The sequence below is a fragment of the Bradyrhizobium sp. MI1.3 genome (assembly GCF_055811695.1).
In genome coordinates this window covers 25,155-42,392 of record NZ_JBVVPQ010000019.1, presented here as the reverse complement: position 1 = coordinate 42,392, position 17,238 = coordinate 25,155, and the positions used below count along the sequence as shown (strand labels likewise).

Annotated in this window: 17 protein-coding genes and 2 pseudogenes; 9 read left to right on the top strand and 10 right to left on the bottom strand. The window is 64.3% G+C overall.

The window, feature by feature from the left end; genetic code table 11:
- Positions 1–103: 103 nt before the first annotated feature.
- The 3 genes and pseudogenes from AC0L3A_RS16315 to AC0L3A_RS16305 all read right to left on the bottom strand — a co-directional run bounded on the left by AC0L3A_RS16315 (position 104) and on the right by AC0L3A_RS16305 (position 2,327).
- Positions 104–1,099, bottom strand: a pseudogene (locus tag AC0L3A_RS16315) (dienelactone hydrolase family protein).
- A 79-nt stretch (positions 1,100–1,178) separates the two neighbouring features.
- Positions 1,179–1,772 carry a hypothetical protein gene (locus AC0L3A_RS16310; RefSeq protein WP_473254775.1) on the bottom strand — a complete coding sequence of 198 codons (594 nt, stop codon included), beginning with the start codon at positions 1,770–1,772 and terminating at the stop codon, positions 1,179–1,181.
- Positions 1,773–1,922: 150 nt separating this feature from the next.
- Positions 1,923–2,327 carry a DUF4260 domain-containing protein gene (locus AC0L3A_RS16305; RefSeq protein WP_354129016.1) on the bottom strand — a complete coding sequence of 135 codons (405 nt, stop codon included), beginning with the start codon at positions 2,325–2,327 and terminating at the stop codon, positions 1,923–1,925.
- A 148-nt stretch (positions 2,328–2,475) separates the two neighbouring features.
- On the opposite strand from AC0L3A_RS16305, the gene AC0L3A_RS16300 reads away from it, so the two are divergent.
- Both AC0L3A_RS16300 and AC0L3A_RS16295 read left to right on the top strand, forming a co-directional pair.
- Positions 2,476–4,008, top strand: a complete 1,533-nt coding sequence (locus AC0L3A_RS16300; RefSeq protein ID WP_007603066.1) for an acyl-CoA carboxylase subunit beta — start codon at positions 2,476–2,478, stop codon at positions 4,006–4,008.
- Positions 4,009–4,130: 122 nt separating this feature from the next.
- Positions 4,131–4,478, top strand: coding sequence for a hypothetical protein (locus AC0L3A_RS16295; protein WP_354158559.1), 348 nt, complete (start codon positions 4,131–4,133; stop codon positions 4,476–4,478).
- 10 nt (positions 4,479–4,488) lie between these two features.
- Here AC0L3A_RS16295 and AC0L3A_RS16290 read toward each other — a convergent pair whose 3' ends face one another.
- Positions 4,489–4,641 carry a hypothetical protein gene (locus AC0L3A_RS16290; RefSeq protein ID WP_354158557.1) on the bottom strand — a complete coding sequence of 51 codons (153 nt, stop codon included), beginning with the start codon at positions 4,639–4,641 and terminating at the stop codon, positions 4,489–4,491.
- Between the two features lie 170 nt (positions 4,642–4,811).
- Positions 4,812–5,462, bottom strand: coding sequence for a glutathione S-transferase family protein (locus tag AC0L3A_RS16285; RefSeq protein WP_473254757.1), 651 nt, complete (start codon positions 5,460–5,462; stop codon positions 4,812–4,814).
- A gap of 127 nt (positions 5,463–5,589) precedes the next feature.
- Between AC0L3A_RS16285 and AC0L3A_RS16280 the strand changes: the two are divergent.
- Together AC0L3A_RS16280 and AC0L3A_RS16275 are read left to right on the top strand one after the other, a co-directional pair.
- Positions 5,590–5,905 (top strand): annotated as a pseudogene (locus AC0L3A_RS16280) (hypothetical protein).
- Between the two features lie 137 nt (positions 5,906–6,042).
- Entirely contained in the window at positions 6,043–6,321 is a 279-nt protein-coding gene (locus tag AC0L3A_RS16275; RefSeq protein WP_473254756.1) for a twin-arginine translocation signal domain-containing protein, read from the top strand.
- A gap of 148 nt (positions 6,322–6,469) precedes the next feature.
- Here the strand turns inward: AC0L3A_RS16275 and AC0L3A_RS16270 are convergent, their stop codons facing one another.
- The 3 genes from AC0L3A_RS16270 to AC0L3A_RS16260 form a co-directional block, all read right to left on the bottom strand.
- Positions 6,470–6,721, bottom strand: coding sequence for a GCG_CRPN prefix-to-repeats domain-containing protein (locus AC0L3A_RS16270; protein ID WP_007603074.1), 252 nt, complete (start codon positions 6,719–6,721; stop codon positions 6,470–6,472).
- A gap of 225 nt (positions 6,722–6,946) precedes the next feature.
- The gene (locus AC0L3A_RS16265; RefSeq protein WP_473254755.1) at positions 6,947–7,957 is read right to left on the bottom strand and encodes an alpha/beta fold hydrolase; all 1,011 of its coding nucleotides are present in this window, start codon (positions 7,955–7,957) and stop codon (positions 6,947–6,949) included.
- A gap of 121 nt (positions 7,958–8,078) precedes the next feature.
- Positions 8,079–8,777 (bottom strand): winged helix-turn-helix domain-containing protein, encoded by a 699-nt coding sequence (locus AC0L3A_RS16260; protein WP_035994716.1) that lies wholly within the window; start codon positions 8,775–8,777, stop codon positions 8,079–8,081.
- Positions 8,778–8,971: 194 nt separating this feature from the next.
- On the opposite strand from AC0L3A_RS16260, the gene AC0L3A_RS16255 reads away from it, so the two are divergent.
- The 3 genes from AC0L3A_RS16255 to AC0L3A_RS16245 are packed head-to-tail and all read left to right on the top strand — an operon-like array spanning position 8,972 to position 10,529.
- The gene (locus AC0L3A_RS16255; protein ID WP_473254754.1) at positions 8,972–9,280 is read left to right on the top strand and encodes an NIPSNAP family protein; all 309 of its coding nucleotides are present in this window, start codon (positions 8,972–8,974) and stop codon (positions 9,278–9,280) included.
- Between the two features lie 37 nt (positions 9,281–9,317).
- The gene (locus tag AC0L3A_RS16250; protein ID WP_007603077.1) at positions 9,318–9,668 is read left to right on the top strand and encodes an antibiotic biosynthesis monooxygenase family protein; all 351 of its coding nucleotides are present in this window, start codon (positions 9,318–9,320) and stop codon (positions 9,666–9,668) included.
- Positions 9,669–9,719: 51 nt separating this feature from the next.
- Complete coding sequence (locus AC0L3A_RS16245; RefSeq protein WP_354129520.1) at positions 9,720–10,529, top strand: isocitrate lyase/PEP mutase family protein; 810 nt, start codon at positions 9,720–9,722, stop codon at positions 10,527–10,529.
- A gap of 59 nt (positions 10,530–10,588) precedes the next feature.
- On the opposite strand, the gene AC0L3A_RS16240 is transcribed toward AC0L3A_RS16245, so the two are convergent.
- Complete coding sequence (locus tag AC0L3A_RS16240) at positions 10,589–10,981, bottom strand: hypothetical protein (RefSeq protein ID WP_007603078.1); 393 nt, start codon at positions 10,979–10,981, stop codon at positions 10,589–10,591.
- A 164-nt stretch (positions 10,982–11,145) separates the two neighbouring features.
- On the opposite strand from AC0L3A_RS16240, the gene AC0L3A_RS16235 reads away from it, so the two are divergent.
- The gene (locus tag AC0L3A_RS16235) at positions 11,146–11,790 is read left to right on the top strand and encodes a trimeric intracellular cation channel family protein (protein ID WP_007603079.1); all 645 of its coding nucleotides are present in this window, start codon (positions 11,146–11,148) and stop codon (positions 11,788–11,790) included.
- A 182-nt stretch (positions 11,791–11,972) separates the two neighbouring features.
- Here the strand turns inward: AC0L3A_RS16235 and AC0L3A_RS16230 are convergent, their stop codons facing one another.
- The gene (locus AC0L3A_RS16230) at positions 11,973–13,199 is read right to left on the bottom strand and encodes a cytochrome c (RefSeq protein WP_007603081.1); all 1,227 of its coding nucleotides are present in this window, start codon (positions 13,197–13,199) and stop codon (positions 11,973–11,975) included.
- A gap of 280 nt (positions 13,200–13,479) precedes the next feature.
- Here AC0L3A_RS16230 and AC0L3A_RS16225 point away from each other — a divergent pair, with 280 nt between their 5' ends.
- On the top strand, positions 13,480–16,971 hold the full coding sequence (locus tag AC0L3A_RS16225) for an indolepyruvate ferredoxin oxidoreductase family protein (protein WP_473254753.1): 3,492 nt from the start codon (positions 13,480–13,482) through the stop codon (positions 16,969–16,971).
- Positions 16,972–17,238 lie beyond the last annotated feature (267 nt).

Sequence of the window (17,238 nt, the reverse complement as noted above, 5' to 3'; positions counted from 1 at the left end):
CGTCATTGCGAGGAGCGAAGCGACGAAGCAATCCAGACTGCCGCTGCGGAAAGATTCTGGATTGCTTCGCTGCGCTCGCAATGACGGAGTATGTCGCGCTGGCCTAACCCAGCTTGAACAGCGCCTGCAAAAACTCCACCACGGCCTTGCGCGACTCGGCGGCAGTCGCGGGATTGCCGCCGACATGCGGATTGAGCTCGACGCAGGAATCCTTGTACGTGAATGGCGCTTTCGTATCGGCGTTCATCAGCACGCCGCCATCGCCTTCCTTGATCTGGCAGCTGCGTACCGTCTGCGCCCCCGTGGACACGGCAACCGTATTGACGCCGAGCAGCCCACTGTCAAAACCATGCGCGCTGTCGGGGTATTCGGCCAGCACCACGTCGCGGCCGGCCGTCTTGAGCCGCTCAACGAAAGCCTTGCAGCTCTTGACGGGATTGTAGTCGTCGGGCGTGCCGTGAAAGATGCGGATCGGGCGCACGGCGACGTCCGTGTCGTTCTGATAGGTCGTCGAGCAGTCGGGGTAGAACGGAATGTAGGCGGCGAACTGGATGCCGGACTTGTTCCAGAGCTTGTGGAAGCGCTCGAGGCTCGCATAGAGCGTCGCCTGTCCGCCGCGTTAAAAGCCCATCAGCACGATGCGATCAGGATCGACGCGGGGATGTTTTGCGAGGATCTCCAGCGAGCGGTAGATGTCGATGACGAGGTTGAGCCGGCCGAGCAGAGCCTGGTCCGGCCCCACCACCGTCAGCCCGCGGCCGGTAAAGCCGTCGATCACGAAGGTCGAGATGCCCATGGCGTTGAACGCGTGCACCCAGGCTTCGATGGTGGTGCCGACGCCGCTCGAGCCGTGCATCAGCACCACGACGGGGAGTTTTCCGCTGCCTTGCGCCACGCGGAGTTCGCCTGCGACCGTCACCGGCTTGCCGGCCGCGGCGTCGCCGCTCAGGAATTGCTGGTCGGAGAGGGTGAGCGAGGGGATCGGGTAGATCTCGGCGCGGGTGGCGACTTCCCTGGGAAGCGATTGCGCGTTGGCGCAAATGCCGACGAACAGCGTTGAAATGCAGAGCGCCATGGCGACGCGGAATGCCGTCGGCATCGGATCCTCCCCCGTGATTTTCAGTGAGTAGAACAACAGGCCTGCGCGCTGTCAAATTGACGCAAGCCGGCGGTTCGCCTCAGGCGGGATCGACCTTCTTCACCGTCAGCGCCTGGTCGATCGCAAAACCGCCAATCTCGCTGATCGCCTGCGAGATGACGTCGCCCTTGCGGGCAAAGCCGGCGGAGAGGAAATCGAACTGGGTGCGCGCCAGCCGCAGCACCTCGATCGGCACGGAGATTGCGGTCTCGTTGAAGCTGTCGACCGAGGCGTGCAGCGTTTCCAGCTCGCTTGTGAGCTGGCCAATATGGCTCTCGGCGTGCTGCATCAGGCCGAGCAGCTTGCCGCGCTCGGCATCGAATGCCGCGCGCTCGGCCGCGGCGGCCGCGGTGATTTCGGCAAGCTGGCTGCGCAGCCCGTCGATTTGCTTGACCATGGCGTCCGACGCCATCTCACCGGCCTCGCGCAGCTCGCTGTTGCGCGTGTTCTCTTCGTGCTCCCGGTGATAGAGGCGTTCCGCCGACATCGCCCGCTGCGTCAGCGACTCGATCAGCGCGGCCGCACGCAGCAGCATTTCGCCGTTCCGCCCCGACACCATGCTGGCCATGCGCCGCAGGAAGTCGGTGGTTTCGGACGACGAGTTCGGCGGCAGGGGAACGACCGTCGCGGACATGGGGTGATGCTTGCAGCCGGAAATGATGACCGCCGCCGTACCGACTGAGCTCACGCAACATTCGGCGCCTGATCGTAAACGTGAGCAAGCCTGAATCGGCAGGTCCGGTCAACCGGAGCGGGCCGCCAAATTTACGGGCAGCGCGTGGGGTCAGGTATCCTTCTGCCGGCCGATCCGGCCGAGATGGGTGAAGCCGAACCCGGCCGAATATTTCAGGCCATAGCCCAGTGCCCGGTCGAGGCCGATATGGGCGAGCCAGATCAAGGCGATGGACAGGGTGAGCGGCGAGGCGAGGCCGAAGCCGAGCGTCAGCAGCGCGACCGGCGCCATGTAGCTGTGGGCGGCGTTGTAGACCATCGCGCCGAGTTTGGCGTCCGACAGATATGCCAGGAAGCTGAGATCGGGGACGAAGAACAGCAGGGCGAACACGAGCCATGAGCCGTCCCAGGCCCAGTAGAGCATCACCATCCCCACAAACAGGGTCAGGCCCTCCAGCCGCAGCAGGATGTTGACGCCGCCCGTCGCCGCGCCGGTCTCAGCCGTTCCTTCGGTCATGCTCGTCTCCCAGGCAAAACTTTGTAATTCCTTGCGCTTTCCCGCTGCGGCAAGGCAGCCCTGCGGGACCGAAAGCCGCTTCCCGGCCCGCAAAATGCCGTGTTAGAACCCCGGCAATCGCATTTAGGCTAAGAACTGGCGGGAGCAAATGAAGAATATCCTGGACGCCCTTGAAGACCGTCGCGCCGGCGCAAAGCTCGGCGGCGGTGAGAAGCGCATCGAGGCGCAGCACGCCCGCGGCAAGCTGACCGCGCGTGAGCGTATCGAGCTCTTGCTCGACAAGGGATCGTTCGAGGAATTCGATATGTTCGTCGAGCACCGCTCCACCGAGTTCGGCATGGAGAAGAACAAGGTGCCCGGCGACGGCGTGGTCACCGGCTGGGGCACCGTCAACGGCCGCAAGACTTTTGTGTTCGCCAAGGACTTTACGGTGTTCGGCGGCTCGCTCTCGGAAACGCACGCGCTGAAGATCACGAAACTCCAGGACATGGCGATGAAGGCGCGTGCGCCCATCATCGGCCTCTATGATGCGGGGGGCGCCCGCATCCAGGAAGGCGTCGCAGCGCTCGCCGGCTATTCCTACGTGTTCCGCCGCAACGTGCTCGCCTCCGGCGTGATCCCGCAGATCTCCGTCATCATGGGCCCCTGCGCCGGCGGCGACGTCTATTCGCCTGCGATGACCGACTTCATCTTCATGGTGAAGAACACCAGCTACATGTTCGTCACCGGCCCGGACGTGGTGAAGACCGTCACCAACGAGGTCGTCACGGCGGAAGAGCTCGGCGGCGCCTCGGTCCATGCCACGCGCTCCTCGATAGCCGACGGCGCCTTCGAGAACGACGTCGAGACGCTGTTGCAGATGCGGCGCCTGATCGACTTCCTGCCGTCCAACAACACCGACGGCGTGCCGGAATGGCCGAGCTTCGACGACATCGGCCGCGTCGACATGTCGCTCGACACGCTGATCCCCGACAATCCGAACAAGCCCTACGACATGAAGGAGCTGATCCTGAAGGTCGTGGACGAGGGCGACTTCTTCGAGATCGCGGACGCTTTTGCCAAGAACATCGTCACCGGCTTCGGCCGCATCGCGGGCCGGACGGTAGGCTTCGTCGCCAACCAGCCGATGGTGCTCGCCGGCGTGCTCGACTCTGACGCCTCACGCAAGGCGGCGCGCTTCGTGCGCTTCTGCGATGCCTTCAACATCCCGATCGTCACCTTCGTCGACGTGCCGGGCTTCCTGCCGGGCACCGCGCAGGAATATGGCGGCCTGATCAAGCACGGCGCCAAGCTGCTGTTTGCGTACTCCCAGTGCACCGTGCCGCTGGTCACCATCATCACCCGCAAGGCCTATGGCGGCGCCTTCGACGTCATGGCCTCCAAGGAGATCGGCGCCGACATGAACTATGCCTGGCCGACCGCCCAGATCGCGGTGATGGGCGCCAAGGGCGCGGTCGAGATCATCTTCCGCGCCGACATCGGCGACCCCGACAAGATCGCCGCGCGTACCAAGGAATACGAAGACCGCTTCCTCTCCCCCTTCATCGCCGCCGAGCGCGGCTACATCGACGACGTCATCATGCCGCACTCGACGCGAAAGCGGATCGCGCGGGCGCTGTCGATGCTGAAGGACAAGAAGGTGGAAACGCCGGCGAAGAAGCACGACAATTTGCCGTTGTAGAGCGCACTTGTAGCCCGGATGAGCGTAGCGACATCCGGGTTTTCTATCCAAGTCCCGCATGTCGCTTCGCTCATGCGGGCTACTGATTCTGTTTCTGAGTTGGCATCCTCGATCCAAATCCAATGACCGACAGCGATCCGACCGACGCCATTTCCGACATCGAAGCGCGTATCGAGGCTTTGGCCGAGGTCGCCGAGCGCTGCCGGAAGTACATCCTGGCATCCAAGCTCGCGATCGGTGGCGGGGCTGCGCTGTTGCTGATCACGATCCTCGGCTTGTTCGGGATGGGTCAGACCGCCGCGCTCGGATCGATCGCTCTGGTGCTCGGCGGGATCGTCTCGCTCGGTTCGAACGTCAGCACGCTGCGGCAGACGGAGGGTGCGATCGGTGATGCGGAGGCGCTTCGGTCTCAACTGATCAGCCGCATCGACCTTCGCGTGGTCGCGGATGCGCCGATGAAGCTCGTGTAACCGAGCAGCCTTACGCCGCGGCCCTGCGCGTCAGCACCTGCAACTCCTCGCGGCATTCGGCTGCGAACGCCTGAAGCTGCTCCGCGGTTTGCCGGTCGAGGATCGCTTTTGCCAGTCTTTCGGCGCGGGCAAGCTGGTCTCTGAGATATGCGATGCGGGCCATGTGTCACCTTCCGCAGGGTTGATTTGATGGCCGAGCCTACGGCCGCCGTCGGGCTAGTTATGTGCGGAGCATCACGTTCGGTGCGTAGGGTGGATTAGCGACAGCGTAATCCACCAAGGTTCATCGGATAGGGAAGTGGCGGATTACGCTTCGCTAATCCGCCCTACGAACTACGAACGCGCCGCGTCCGCCGCAGCGAAATGCGCCATCTGGTCCGCGTGGGCTTTTGCGAACGCTGGGCGGCTGGTGGCGCGCGCGACATAGGCGCGGCAGGCGGGACCGTCCGCGAGCCCACCGAACTGATCGACGACGCGCAGCACGTCGGCCATCAGGATGTCGGCGACGGAGAACGTGCCTGCCAGCCATTCGCGGTTGGCCAGCACCGCCTCCATGTGCTTGAGGCGGAGTTTGAGGAAGTCGTCCACGAATTTCCACGCCGCCGTATCGGTCGGATGTCCCATGAACTTCGACATCCCCCAGGGCAGGCTCGCCATCTCCACCGAATTGAGCGCGGCGAACAGCCATTCCGTGGCCTCGTTGCGGCCGCGCGGATCTGATGGCATCAGCTTCGCGCTGAGGCCGCCGAGATGTAGCAGGATCGCGCCGCTCTCGAAGATCGAGAGATCGCCGTCGGTCAGCCATGGCACCTGCCCGAACGGCTGGTGCGCAAGATGCTCGGCGCCGCGCCCGTCGAACGGCGCGCTCGCGACGCGATAGGGCAATGCGGCCTCCTCGAGCGCCCAGCGCACCCGTAGGTCGCGCACGAAACCGCGCGGGGGCGGGGGAACCCAGTCGAAGGTGGTGAGGGTGAGGTCGGGCATGTGGTGTCTCCGTCTGCTGTTCAGGCATAGGACGGGCGAGAGATGCGCGTTCCGACACCGGTGCCGTCCTTTTTTGTCGTCGCCGACGTGACCGGCTAGTCTCACCCAAGCAACAGGAGGAAATCCGATGCCGTCAGCCTTCTTCGTCGTCCGCGCCATCGTCCCCGATGCCCGGCAGGCGCGCCGCCTTTGACAGATGGTACGAGACGGAACATCTGCCCGACGCGGTGAAGGCGTTCGGTGTGGCTAAGGCCTGGCGGTTCTGAAGCCTCGACGATCCGCCACTGCATCAGGCGATATATCAGTTCGAGAGCGAGGCTGCGCTGCACGCCATGTTGAAGGGCGATGCGCTGACGCAGCTGGTGGCCGATTTCAACCGCGATTGGCCCGACGTGACGCGCACGCGCGAGTTGCTGGCGCTGGCGCAGGAGTTTGGGAAATAGAGCACCGGGCTACGGCGCTGCGAATCCTCCCTGTCACCTGCGCAACGAAGCTGAACGCGCGATTCAGCTTCGGTTCATGTCGTCGCCGCGACACTTCCTCTGCATCACTGGCACGACCATCCAAGAGGAAAGAAGTCATGGAGCGCCGGAACTTTTTAAAATTTGCAATCGGTGTCGCGGCCGGAGCTGCCGCGTTCACCACTGCCGCACAGGCCGCGCCGCTGGCGCCGCAGCCGCTCGGTGATGGCAGGATGCCGCAAGGCAATCCCGACGCTCATCCCGCAGTCACCAGCAGCGATGAAGCCGCGCAGTTGAAGCCGGAGCAGGTGCACTGGCACGGCCATCACCGTCATTGGGGTTGGCGCCGCCGTCACTGGGGCTGGCATCGCCGGCGCTGGCACCGCCGCCATTGGTAAGCGTCGCGCTAAGCGAGGCTTGAGCGGGGACCGCGATCACGGTCCCCGTTCTGATTCGAAGCATCACGGTGCGACGTGAGGCGCTCAAAAAGAAAATGGCCGCGCAGGCTTTCGCCGCGCGGCCATTTCGCTATGCGAAAAAGTGAGCTCAGAATGGGCGGCAGCGGCCGGCGTACCAGCGGAAGCCGTAGGGGCACACACGCGCGCGCGGCACGACCACCACAGGGGCCGGCGCAACCACGATCGGACCCGGGCGGACAACGACCGGACCGCGCATCGGCCGGCAGCCGCCATAGGCGCCGCGATACCAGCCGGGGCCGCAACCGCCGGCGGCGCTGGCCGCCTCGCTGAAACCAACGACCGCGCTGGCGAGCATCACGGCGGCAAACAGGTATTTCATTTGATCTTCCTTCTCGTCTTTGGGGGCAAGCTTTGGGGGCAGGTGCGGGCAGGATTGGGGCAGCTTCTAGGAGGGCTTGGCGCTTTCGGCGCACCATGAATCAAAAGACACGATTCGACACGTTAAAATCGCAACATGACGACACGACGCGAGCCAAATCTGCCAATCATGACCTGAATGCGGCATGAACATTCCCGCACGCGGCTCCGGACGACAGCAATGTCGCTAGCGGCCGAGAAAGCCCAGGACCAGCTCCTTGTACTTCTCAGGCGCTTCCAGGAAGACGAGATGGCCGGTGTCCGGGATCACCTCGGCCCGCGCATTCGGCATCTTCGCGGCGAGTGCTTTCGCGAGCTCGGCGTTCTGCCCCATTTTCGCGCGCAGCGCTTCCGGCGCGTTCGGCCGGCCCGGCGCGTTGTGGTCGTCGGCGCCCATGATGAACAGCGTCGGCTCGGTGATCAGTGCGATCTCGTGCGCCACCGGCTCGCGATAGATCATCTGGCCGGAACTGACGAAGGCGCGCAGCCAGCGCGAATAGTCCGGGCTGCCCTTGATGTTGAAGCGGGCGTCGATGAACGGCGTGATCGCCTCCGGCGGCAGCTTGATGGCATAATTAGTCTGGAGCTGCTTGCGATAGCCATCGGCCGTGAGCTTGTCTTCGGTCTCGATGATCTTGTCAGTCGGCGTCGGCGGTACATAGAGACGGTAGTCTTCCAGCCCGATCGGGGCCGTCAGAACAAGGTGAGCGACGCGGTCGGGATAGGCGCGGGCGATGCGGACGCCCAGCATGCCGCCGAGCGAATGGGCGACGATCTCGGCCTTGTCGATCTTGAGGTGATCGAGCAGCGCGATGGTGTTGCGCGCCAGATTGTCGAAATGCAGCTCGCCAGTCGGCTTGGAGGATTTGCCGAAGCCGATCTGGTCCGGCACCACGACGCGGAAGCCGGCCTCGCTCAGCATCTTGATGACAGGCGCCCAGTAGCTCGACGGGAAGTTGCGCCCGTGCAGCAGCACGACAGTGCGGCCGTTCGGCTGCGCAGGCGGCACGTCCATATAGGCCATGCTGAGCTGCTCCCCGTCATTGGTCAGAGGCAGCAGGTGTACGGGGTAGGGATAGGCAAAGCCTTCGAGCGCGACGCCGTAAGGCTCGCGCGGCGCGGTGTCGGCGGCGTGCGCGGAGGTGAGCGGAGAGGCGATGAGGACTGCGACGAGCGCGGCCGAAGCGAAGCGGATCATGGGGGTCTCTGAGCGTTACGGAACGATCGTTCGCATAAAGACCTGGTTGGCCGGGTCAAGCCTGGCTCCGACGACGGCACCCGTTCACACGCGATTGTGCTATCGCACGCGTTTCGCGTGATCAGTCCCGCCCGTCACCGAACAACGCGGCAAACTGCTTCTCGCCGGTTCGGGTGAAATTCACCACGCGGCTGCCGGGCGTAGCGTCGCGCGCGGCCCATTTCAGCTCGGCAAAACGCTGCATCATGGCGGCGCCCAGCGTGCCGGCGAGATGGTGGCGCCGCTCGCTCCAGTCGAGACAGGCCTTGCACACGGGGCGGCGGGGATGGGTGAGCATGTCGGGCGAGATCTGCAGATGCTTCGCCAGGAAGCGCTCGCCATCCGCCGTCAGCTCGATCTCCTGCTTCCTCTGCTTGACCAGGTTTTTCGCGCGCAGGGTGTCGAGCATCTGCACGCCGAGATCGCCGGCGAGATGGTCGTAGCAGATCCGCGCTCGCCGCAACGCCGGATCCTTCGGCCCGGTGCGCACGCGCATGTGGCCGGTCCGCGCGGCAAGGCCCGCAAGGCCCTCCAGCACGCCGGCGACGTCGTCGTCGGTGAGGCGGTAGTAGCGGTGGCGGCCTTGCTTCTCCGGCTCGATCAGGCCGCCGGCCTCGAGCTTGGAAAGATGCGAGCTCGCGGTCTGCGGCGTGATGCCGGCCTCCTGCGCCAGCTCGCTCGCGGTGAGCGCGCGGCCGTTCATCAGCGCCGTCAGCATGTTGGCGCGTGCGGGATCGCCGACGAGCGAGGCGATCATGGCGATGTCTGGACCTGATTTCATGCTTCGATGGTAGCCGAAGCATTGCGGTCGGGCAAGCGCGTAGCTTGGGGTTGCTCGTCATTGCGAGGAGCCCGTGACAAAATTGCGAAGCAATTTTGCACTGGCGACGAAACAATCCAGGCTGCCTCCGCAGAGGGATTCCTGGATTGCTTCGCTGCGCTCGCAATGACGGTTTGGAACCAGAGGAGCCCATCATGTCCGTCACCGTCTTCATCCGTTACCAGCTCGATCCCTTCAAGCGTGCGCAGTTCGAGGAGTATTCGAAGCGTTGGCTCACCATCATCCCGAAATGCGGCGGCGAGCTGATCGGCTATTTCATGCCGCACGAGGGCACCAACAACATCGCGTTTGCACTGATCACCTTCGAGAGTCTCGCTGCGTATGAGGCTTATCGCGCCCGGCTGCGTCAGGATACGGAAGGCATGGCGAACTTCCACTTCGCCGAGGAGCACAAATTCATCCTCGCGGAAGAGCGCACGTTTCTGCGCCAAGTGGTCTTGTAAGTGATATTGTAGGCCATCAACGACAGGAGAGACGCCCATGATCGCCGTGATCTTCGAGGTCTGGCCGAAGCCGGAACACCGCCAGGATTATTTCGACCTCGCGGCCGACCTCAAGCCGATCCTGCAAACCATCGACGGCTTCATCTCGGTCGAGCGTTTCGAGAGCCTGACCGACAAGGGCAAAATCTTGTCGGTGTCGTTCTGGCGGGACGAGGCGGCCGTGCAAGCCTGGCGCAACACGATGGAGCACCGCCGCACCCAGGCCAAGGGCCGCGCGAAAATCTTCGCCGATTATCATTTGCGTATCGCCAGCGTCATCCGTGACTACAGCATGAATGATCGCGAGCAGGCGCCGAAGGATAGCCGCGCGGTGCACGATGCGCACTAGCGCGCGCCGCGGCACGTCCCCATCTCTGCGCGGCCAACAAGGGAGAGAAACATGCACGTGACAACTGCTGACAAGCGCGCGACCTTCAGGAAGATGCACGAGAGCGGCTGCTTCATCCTGCCCAATCCGGTCGACGTCGGCAGCGCGAAAGCGTTGCAGCACCTCGGTTTCAAGGCACTCGCGTCGTCGAGTGCGGGCTTTGCCTGGACCATCGGCAAGGCCGACAACCACGTCTCCGTCGAGGACGTATGTCAGCATCTGGCGGCATTGAGCACGTCCGTCGACATCCCGGTGAACGCGGATTTCGAAGGCGGCTTTGCAGTCGAGCCGGACAAGGTCGCGGACAATGTCGAGCGCTGTGTGCGCACCGGCGTTGCCGGCCTGTCGATCGAGGATTCCACCGGCGACAAGGACAAGCCGATCTACGAGCGCGCGCTCGCAGTCGAGCGCATCAAGGCGTCGCGCAAGGCGATCGGCGATAGCGGCGCGCTGCTGGTTGGTCGCTGCGAGGCTTATCTGTGGGGCGTGACCGACCTCAAGCTCGTCATCGACCGGCTCACCGCTTACGCCGATGCCGGCGCCGATTGCCTCTACGCGCCGGGCCTGAAGAGCCGCGAGGACATCGCCGCGGTGGTGAAGGCTGTCGCACCCAAACCATTCAACCTGCTGATCGGCGGCTCCGGGCTGTCATTGCAGGAAGCTGCCGATCTCGGCGTGCGCCGGATCAGCGTCGGCGGTTCGCTCGCTCGCGCCGCCTGGGGCGGCTTCATGCGGGCCGCGAAAGAAATGGCGGAGAAGGGCACCTTCGCGGAGCTCGCGAGCGGCTATCCCGGCGGCGAGCTCAACAAGATGTTCAGCTAAAGACAAACGAAAGCGGCAGGATCTGAAATCCCGCCGCTGTCGCATATTGTTGCAAATCGTTACTTCGCGCCGTCGGCCGGTGCGGGCGTATCCGGGGTCGGCTTGCTCGGCGCGGCGCCCGTGGTCACGCCCGGCCCGGTGTTGGTGCGCGGCGTCACGTCGCGCATGCCGGGAGGTGCAGCCGGATTGGTAGCCGGCGCCTGCTGGGCGGTCTGCGTCGCCGGCGTGGTGCTCGCCTGGTTGCTGGTGCCGGTGTTGTTCAGGCCGTAGAACACGGCACCCAGCACCAAGGCGATGGCCACGGCGAACAGGGCTACTTTGCCGCTGGAGGCGGGGCCTTCGCCAAGCTCCGGGTCGACCTGGAGCTGGGCATCCCGTCGCGCCGCATTGCGATACTCATCATCGGCGAGATTCGGGCGGTACGGATCGTTGATAAAACGGTCGTCAGCCATCGATTGGTTCTCCTCGATTATTGCGGCGGGACAACCCGTGGATGCGAGATTCTGTTCCGCCCTCCTTAATGCTTTCGTCGCATGTTGCGCCCGCGGCGGGAATCGGGAACCTGTTCGCTGGGGAACCTGAAGCGTAAGCTCCGCTGACGGAAGGGAACAAAGCGATGTGGAGCTTGCCGCCGAGCGATAGCGTGCTGCATCTGTTGTCGCTGGTCGCGGTCGCGGCGCAAGGCATGACGGCCGCGCTCGCTGCCGGCCGCCGCAGCATGGATTGGCTCGGCGTCTGCTTCCTCGGCTGCATCACGGCGCTCGGCGGCGGCACCTTGCGCGATCTCTTTCTCGGTCATTATCCGCTGGCCTGGGTGCAAAATCCCATCTACCTCGCACTGGCCGGCGGCGCCGCCTTCCTCACCATCCTGATGGCCCGGCTGGTGCACCGGCTGAAATTGGCCTTCATCGTGCTCGATGCTATCGGCCTCGTCGTCTTCACCATGACCGGCTGCGACATCGCCTGGCAGATGGATGCCACGCTGCCGATCGTCATCGTCTCCGGCATGGTGACCGGTTGCGCCGGCGGCGTCTTGCGGGACGTGCTCTGCAATGACGTGCCGTTGCTGTTCCGCTCCGAGCTCTATGCCAGTGTCTCGGTGGTGACGGGACTGTTCTATGCGACCGCCTTTGGCCTCAAGCTGAACGCCGAGCTCTGGACCATTTTGACGTTCGTCCTCGGCATCAGCTTCCGTCTGCTCGCGGTGCGCTACAAATGGGAGATGCCGAAGTTCGTGTTCACGGAAGAGGAGGAGCGGTAGGTCTTCTTTCTTACCTCGCCCCGCTTGCGGGGAGAGGTCGACGCGCGAAGCGTGGCGGGTGAGGGGGGCTCTCCGCGAGTCCAAGTGTCACGATTGTCGCCGAAGCAGCCCCTCACCCCAACCCTCTCCCCGTAAGAACGGGGCGAGGGAGCGTACCGTCGCGGCCGCGCGAGGTTCGTTCGTTACGGCTCCTGCTTCCGCGCCTTGGCGACCTGCGCCGGCGTCACCAGCGGAGCGGCGTTGCCCCAGGAGTTGCGGATGTAGTTCGTCACCGCCGCGACCTCTTGGTCGGAGAGCTGGTTGGAATAGGCCGGCATCTCCCCGGTGTTGGGCGCGCGCGGCGTGGTCACGGTGTGGGCGCCGTCGAGGATGATCCGCAAGGTCGAGGACGGATTGACCGATTGCAGCAGCGCGTTGGCAGGCAGCGGCGGATAGATGCGCGGTGCGCCGGATCCGTCGGCCTCATGGCAGGCGATGCAGAGCTTGGCGTAGACGGCTTGGCCGGCCTTCATCTCGGGATCGTCAGGCGGCGTCACGATCGTCTCACGCCGCGCCGGCGGCAGGTCCTTGAGGTAAACCGCGATCGCGCGCACGTCGGCATCGCTCATCTTCGAAGTCGAGTTGACGACCACCTCTGCCATCAGCCCGCTGGCATGGCTCCTGGCGTTGCGCCCGCTCTGAAGATATTCCGTGACGTCCTCGACGCTCCACGATTTCAGCCCGGTGCGGGCGGCGCCATCGAGCCGTGGCGCGTACCAGCCGCCGACCTCGTTGCCCGCGAGTGCCTGCGCCTGCTTGTCCGCGCCAAAATAGTTCTTCGGCGTGTGGCAGGCGCCGCAATGGCCGAGCCCGGTGACGAGATAGCCGCCCCGATTCCACACCGCGCTCTGGCTCTGGTCCGGCTCGAACAGCCCGGGCTTGAAATACACCATGTTCCAGATCCGCATCAGGCCGCGATGGCTAAACGGCCAGCGTAGCTCCGGCGGCTTGTTGCGGCTCGTGACAGCCGCGAGCGTTCCGAGATAGGCGCGGATCGCTAGTGTGTCGTCCTTCGTCATCCGCGTGAAATAGGGGTAGGGGAACGCCGGGTAATAGTTGGAGCCATCGGGCGCGACGCCGGTGCGCACGGCGCGGGTAAAGTCGGCGTCGGTCCAGGCGCCGATGCCGGTGTCGCGGTCCGGCGTCAGGTTCGGCGCGTAGATAGCGCCGAACGGCGTGTCGATGCGCTTTCCGCCCGCGAACGGTTTGGCGGGATCGGCGGTGTGGCAGCCGGCACAGTCGCCGGCCTCCACCAGCGCCTTGCCGGTGGCGATCAGCTCCGGTGAAGGCTCGGCAGCGACGGCCGCGCTCGCAACCGCACTGCACAACGCCAGACCCACGAGAGCCAGGCCAGCCAGAATCGTCCGCATCGAAAGCCTCTCCTGCGCCCCATCGACGCCGTCCCGGATGACCGGGCGTCAATTCGTTGCGCGACGGCGGGGGTATGGTGACACAAAATGAAAATCGCGGATGCCAATGCAGCCACGAAATTGCGATTTTTACCCGGCGCTGCCTTTGGTCCAGAATTGTGATGCGGAGCGTGAAATATCCGACATAGAGTGGCGGAAATGGTCGGCGCGCCCTAGCTAAAAACAACGGGCAGGCAACGGCTTAAGCAGCCAAGCGCTCAAAAGGGCGGAAGAGGACATAATGGGCATCAACCAGGGTCCGATCAGTCTCGATCAGAAATACACCCAGGACACCGGACATATTTTCACGACCGGCATTCAGGCCCTGGTCCGCCTGCCGATGGCCCAGATCCGGCGCGACCGTGCCGCGGGGCTGAACACCGCGGGCTTCATCTCCGGCTATCGCGGCTCGCCGCTCGGCGGCTACGACCAGCAGCTCTTCGCCGCGCGCAAGCATCTCGAGCAGTACAACATCAAGTTCCAGCCCGGCGTGAACGAAGATCTGGCCGCGACCGCGGTCTGGGGCTCGCAGCAGCTCAACCTCTCGCCCGGCGCCAAGTATGACGGCGTGGTCGGCATCTGGTACGGCAAGGGCCCCGGCGTCGATCGCTGCGGCGACGTCTTCCGCCACGGCAATGCCGCGGGCTCGGCCAAGAACGGCGGCGTCTTGTGTCTCGCCGGCGACGACCACGGCGCAAAATCCTCGACGGTCCCGCATCAGTCCGACCACGCCTTCATGTCGGCGCTGATGCCCTATCTCTATCCCTCGAGCGTCCACGAGATGATCGAGATGGGTCTTCTCGGTATCGCGATGTCGCGCTATTCGGGCTGCTGGGTCGGCATGAAGGTGATCACGGAGACGGTGGAGACCACCGCCGAGATCGACCTTACCGACGAGATGACGCCGTTCGTGATCCCGACCGATTTCGAGATGCCCGAAGGCGGCCTCAATCTGCGCTGGCCCGACGACCGCTTCGCCCAGGACCGCCGCCTGCAGGACTACAAGGGCTTTGCCGCGATCGCCTTTGCGCGCGCCAACAAGGTCAATCGCATCACGATGGACTCGCCGAACGCGCGCTACGGCATCATGGCGTCCGGCAAGAGCTACGAGGATATCCGTCAGGCGCTGCGCGAGCTCGGTATCACCCCCGAGGTCGCCGCCAAGATCGGACTTCGATTGTACAAGATCGGCATGCCCTGGCCTCTGGAGCCGGAAGGCGTCAGGCAATTCGCCGTGGGCCTCGAGGAAATCTTCATCATCGAAGAGCGCCGCGAGATCGTCGAAAATCAAGTGAAGCAGGAGCTGTTCAACTGGCGCGACGATGTCCGTCCCCGGATCATCGGCAAGATGGACGACCACGACAAGCGCTTCCTCCCCTTTGCCGAAGAACTCAGCGTCGCCTCACTGGCCAGCTCGCTCACCGAGCGTCTGCTTCGACTTGATCTCAATCCCGAAATTGCAACGATGCTGCGCGCCAAGGCCGATTGGTTCAACGGCCGCCAGGCGTCGCAAATGCAGGCGACCGCGCCTGTCGCCCGCACCCCGTATTTCTGCTCCGGCTGCCCGCACAACACATCGACCAAGGTGCCCGAAGGTAGTCGCGCCTTTGCCGGCATCGGTTGCCACTTCATGGCCCTGTGGATGGATCGGTCGACCGAGACCTTCACACACATGGGCGGCGAGGGTGTGCCGTGGGTCGGCGTTGCCCCCTTCACCAAGGAAGAGCACGTGTTCGCCAATCTCGGCGACGGCACGTATTTCCACTCCGGCAGCCTCGCGATCCGCCAGGCGATCGCCTCCGGCGCCAACATCACCTACAAGATCCTCTATAACGACGCGACCGCGATGACCGGCGGCCAGCATGTCGACGGCGAATTGTCGCCGCAGCAGATCACCTTCCAGCTTCACAGCGAAGGCATCCGCGAGATCTATCTGGTCTCGGAAAACCCCGACGCCTATCCGGCGAACGAGATCGCGCCCGGCGTCAAGACCGCGCACCGTGACGAGCTCGATGCGGTCCAGAAAACCCTGCGCAAGGTCAAGGGCGCGTCCGCCATCGTCTTCGTGCAGACTTGCGCCGCCGAGAAGCGCCGCCGCCGCAAGCGTGGCACGATGGAGGATCCTGCGCGCCGTGTGCTCATCAATCCCGCGGTGTGTGAAGGCTGCGGCGATTGCTCGGTGCAATCGAACTGCATTTCGGTCGAGCCGCTGGAGACCGAGTTCGGCCGCAAGCGCGCGATCAACCAGTCGACCTGCAACAAGGATTATTCCTGCGTCAAAGGCTTTTGCCCGTCCTTCGTCACCGTCGACGGCGGCAAGATGCGCAAGCGCGCGCCGGCGGGCGTCGGCGATATTGGCGCGCTGCCCGAGCCGGCATCGCGCCCGAACCTGGACAAGCCCTACAACATCGCCGTCGGCGGCGTCGGCGGGACCGGCGTGCTGACCATCGGCGCGCTGCTCGGCATGGCCGCCCATATCGAGGGCAAGGCCTCGATGATCCTCGACATGTCGGGCCTGGCGCAAAAGGGTGGGGCGGTGCTGAGCCACGTCCGCCTGTCTGATCATCCGGCCGAGGTGACCTGCTCGCGCATCGTCACCGGCACGGCCGATGTCGTGCTCGCAGCCGACGAGGTGGTCGCGGTTGCCAAGGACACCATCTCGCTCTGCGACAGCAGCCGCACCCGCGGCATCATCAACAGCCACGTCATTCCCACCGCGGACTTCGTCCTCAACCGCGATTTCAACTTCCAGACCCGCAAGCTGAACGGGTTGCTGGAGACCGCGCTGCACAAGGACTCGGTATTCTTCGACTTCACCAAGCCGGCCGAGCAGCTGCTCGGCGACAGCATCGCCACCAACATGATGATGATGGGCTACGCCTATCAGAAGGGCCTCTTGCCGTTGTCGGCGGAAGCGATCGAGCAGGCGATCGAGGTCAACGGCGTCTCGATCAAGATGAACAAGGAAGCCTTCCGCCTCGGCCGCCTCGCGGTCGCGGATCCCCAGCGCCTTGCCGGCATGCTGAAGGGAACGGACGAGGTCGTCGCGCCCAGGACGCTGGACGCCATGACGCTCGACGAGCTCGTCGAGCACCGCGCCAAGCACCTCACCGCCTATCAGAACGGCCGGCTGGCAAAGCGCTACCGCAAGCTGGTGGACCAGGTCAGCGACGCCGCCAGGCAGGGCGGCTATGACGAGGCGCTGACGCGCGCCGTTGCGGTCAATTACGCAAAACTGCTGGCCTACAAGGACGAATACGAAGTCGCGCGCCTTTATACCGACGGCGCGTTCGAAAAGCAGCTTCGCGACCAATTCGAGGGCGACTTCAAGTTCAACTTCAACCTGGCCCCGCCGATTCTCAGCAGGGGCGTCGATGCGCTCGGTCGTCCGAAGAAGCGCGCCTTCGGCCCATGGATGCTCCCGGTGTTTCGCGTGCTGGCAAAATTCAAATTCCTGCGCAGTACGCCGCTCGACATCTTCGGTCGCAGCGCCGACCGCAAGCTCGAACGCGATCTGATCGCCGGCTACGAGAAGGACGTCGCCACCGTGCTCGGCCTGCTGTCGCCGCTCACGATCGACACCGCGGTGGAGCTGTTGTCGTTGCCCGACCGCATCCGCGGCTACGGCCCGGTGAAGGAGAAGGCCGTCGCGGACGCCAAGGCCCGCTACGCCCAGCTCGCCGCCGACCTCGCGAACCCGCCGCCCGCGCCGAGGCAGATCGCGGCGGAGTAGAATTTGTGGGGTGGACTTGCTAATCCACCCACCAAATTCCTGTTTGAAATCAACCACCGGTCTACTGTGCATGGGGTTGTTTTCGCAGAAAAGTGTGTTCCGATAAAACGAAACCGCTTGTGCCGTCGGGCAAAACACCTTTAGGGTTCGGCCCGTCGTTCCCGTCATTGCGAGCGCAGCGAAGCAATCCAGAAATGCGTCCGCGGGAAGATTACTGGATTTGTTAGGGGGGCGCGCCATGAGGGTTTAGGTAGCAGAGGGCCGGGA

Excerpts from the sequence above, each read along its gene's own strand:
- AC0L3A_RS16265 (WP_473254755.1), bottom strand. The coding sequence starts at position 7,957 with ATGATCCGCTTCGCTTCGGCCGCGCTCGTCGCAGTCCTCATCGCCTCT.
- AC0L3A_RS16300 (WP_007603066.1), top strand. The coding sequence starts at position 2,476 with ATGAAGAATATCCTGGACGCCCTTGAAGACCGTCGCGCCGGCGCAAAG.
- AC0L3A_RS16270 (WP_007603074.1), bottom strand. The coding sequence starts at position 6,721 with ATGAAATACCTGTTTGCCGCCGTGATGCTCGCCAGCGCGGTCGTTGGT.
- AC0L3A_RS16245 (WP_354129520.1), top strand. The coding sequence starts at position 9,720 with ATGCACGTGACAACTGCTGACAAGCGCGCGACCTTCAGGAAGATGCAC.
- AC0L3A_RS16305 (WP_354129016.1), bottom strand. The coding sequence starts at position 2,327 with ATGACCGAAGGAACGGCTGAGACCGGCGCGGCGACGGGCGGCGTCAAC.
- AC0L3A_RS16295 (WP_354158559.1), top strand. The coding sequence starts at position 4,131 with ATGACCGACAGCGATCCGACCGACGCCATTTCCGACATCGAAGCGCGT.
- AC0L3A_RS16225 (WP_473254753.1), top strand. The coding sequence starts at position 13,480 with ATGGGCATCAACCAGGGTCCGATCAGTCTCGATCAGAAATACACCCAG.
- AC0L3A_RS16235 (WP_007603079.1), top strand. The coding sequence starts at position 11,146 with ATGTGGAGCTTGCCGCCGAGCGATAGCGTGCTGCATCTGTTGTCGCTG.
- AC0L3A_RS16250 (WP_007603077.1), top strand. The coding sequence starts at position 9,318 with ATGATCGCCGTGATCTTCGAGGTCTGGCCGAAGCCGGAACACCGCCAG.
- AC0L3A_RS16275 (WP_473254756.1), top strand. The coding sequence starts at position 6,043 with ATGGAGCGCCGGAACTTTTTAAAATTTGCAATCGGTGTCGCGGCCGGA.
- AC0L3A_RS16310 (WP_473254775.1), bottom strand. The coding sequence starts at position 1,772 with ATGTCCGCGACGGTCGTTCCCCTGCCGCCGAACTCGTCGTCCGAAACC.
- AC0L3A_RS16260 (WP_035994716.1), bottom strand. The coding sequence starts at position 8,777 with ATGAAATCAGGTCCAGACATCGCCATGATCGCCTCGCTCGTCGGCGAT.
- AC0L3A_RS16240 (WP_007603078.1), bottom strand. The coding sequence starts at position 10,981 with ATGGCTGACGACCGTTTTATCAACGATCCGTACCGCCCGAATCTCGCC.
- AC0L3A_RS16285 (WP_473254757.1), bottom strand. The coding sequence starts at position 5,462 with ATGCCCGACCTCACCCTCACCACCTTCGACTGGGTTCCCCCGCCCCCG.
- AC0L3A_RS16255 (WP_473254754.1), top strand. The coding sequence starts at position 8,972 with ATGTCCGTCACCGTCTTCATCCGTTACCAGCTCGATCCCTTCAAGCGT.
- AC0L3A_RS16230 (WP_007603081.1), bottom strand. The coding sequence starts at position 13,199 with ATGCGGACGATTCTGGCTGGCCTGGCTCTCGTGGGTCTGGCGTTGTGC.
- AC0L3A_RS16290 (WP_354158557.1), bottom strand. The coding sequence starts at position 4,641 with ATGGCCCGCATCGCATATCTCAGAGACCAGCTTGCCCGCGCCGAAAGA.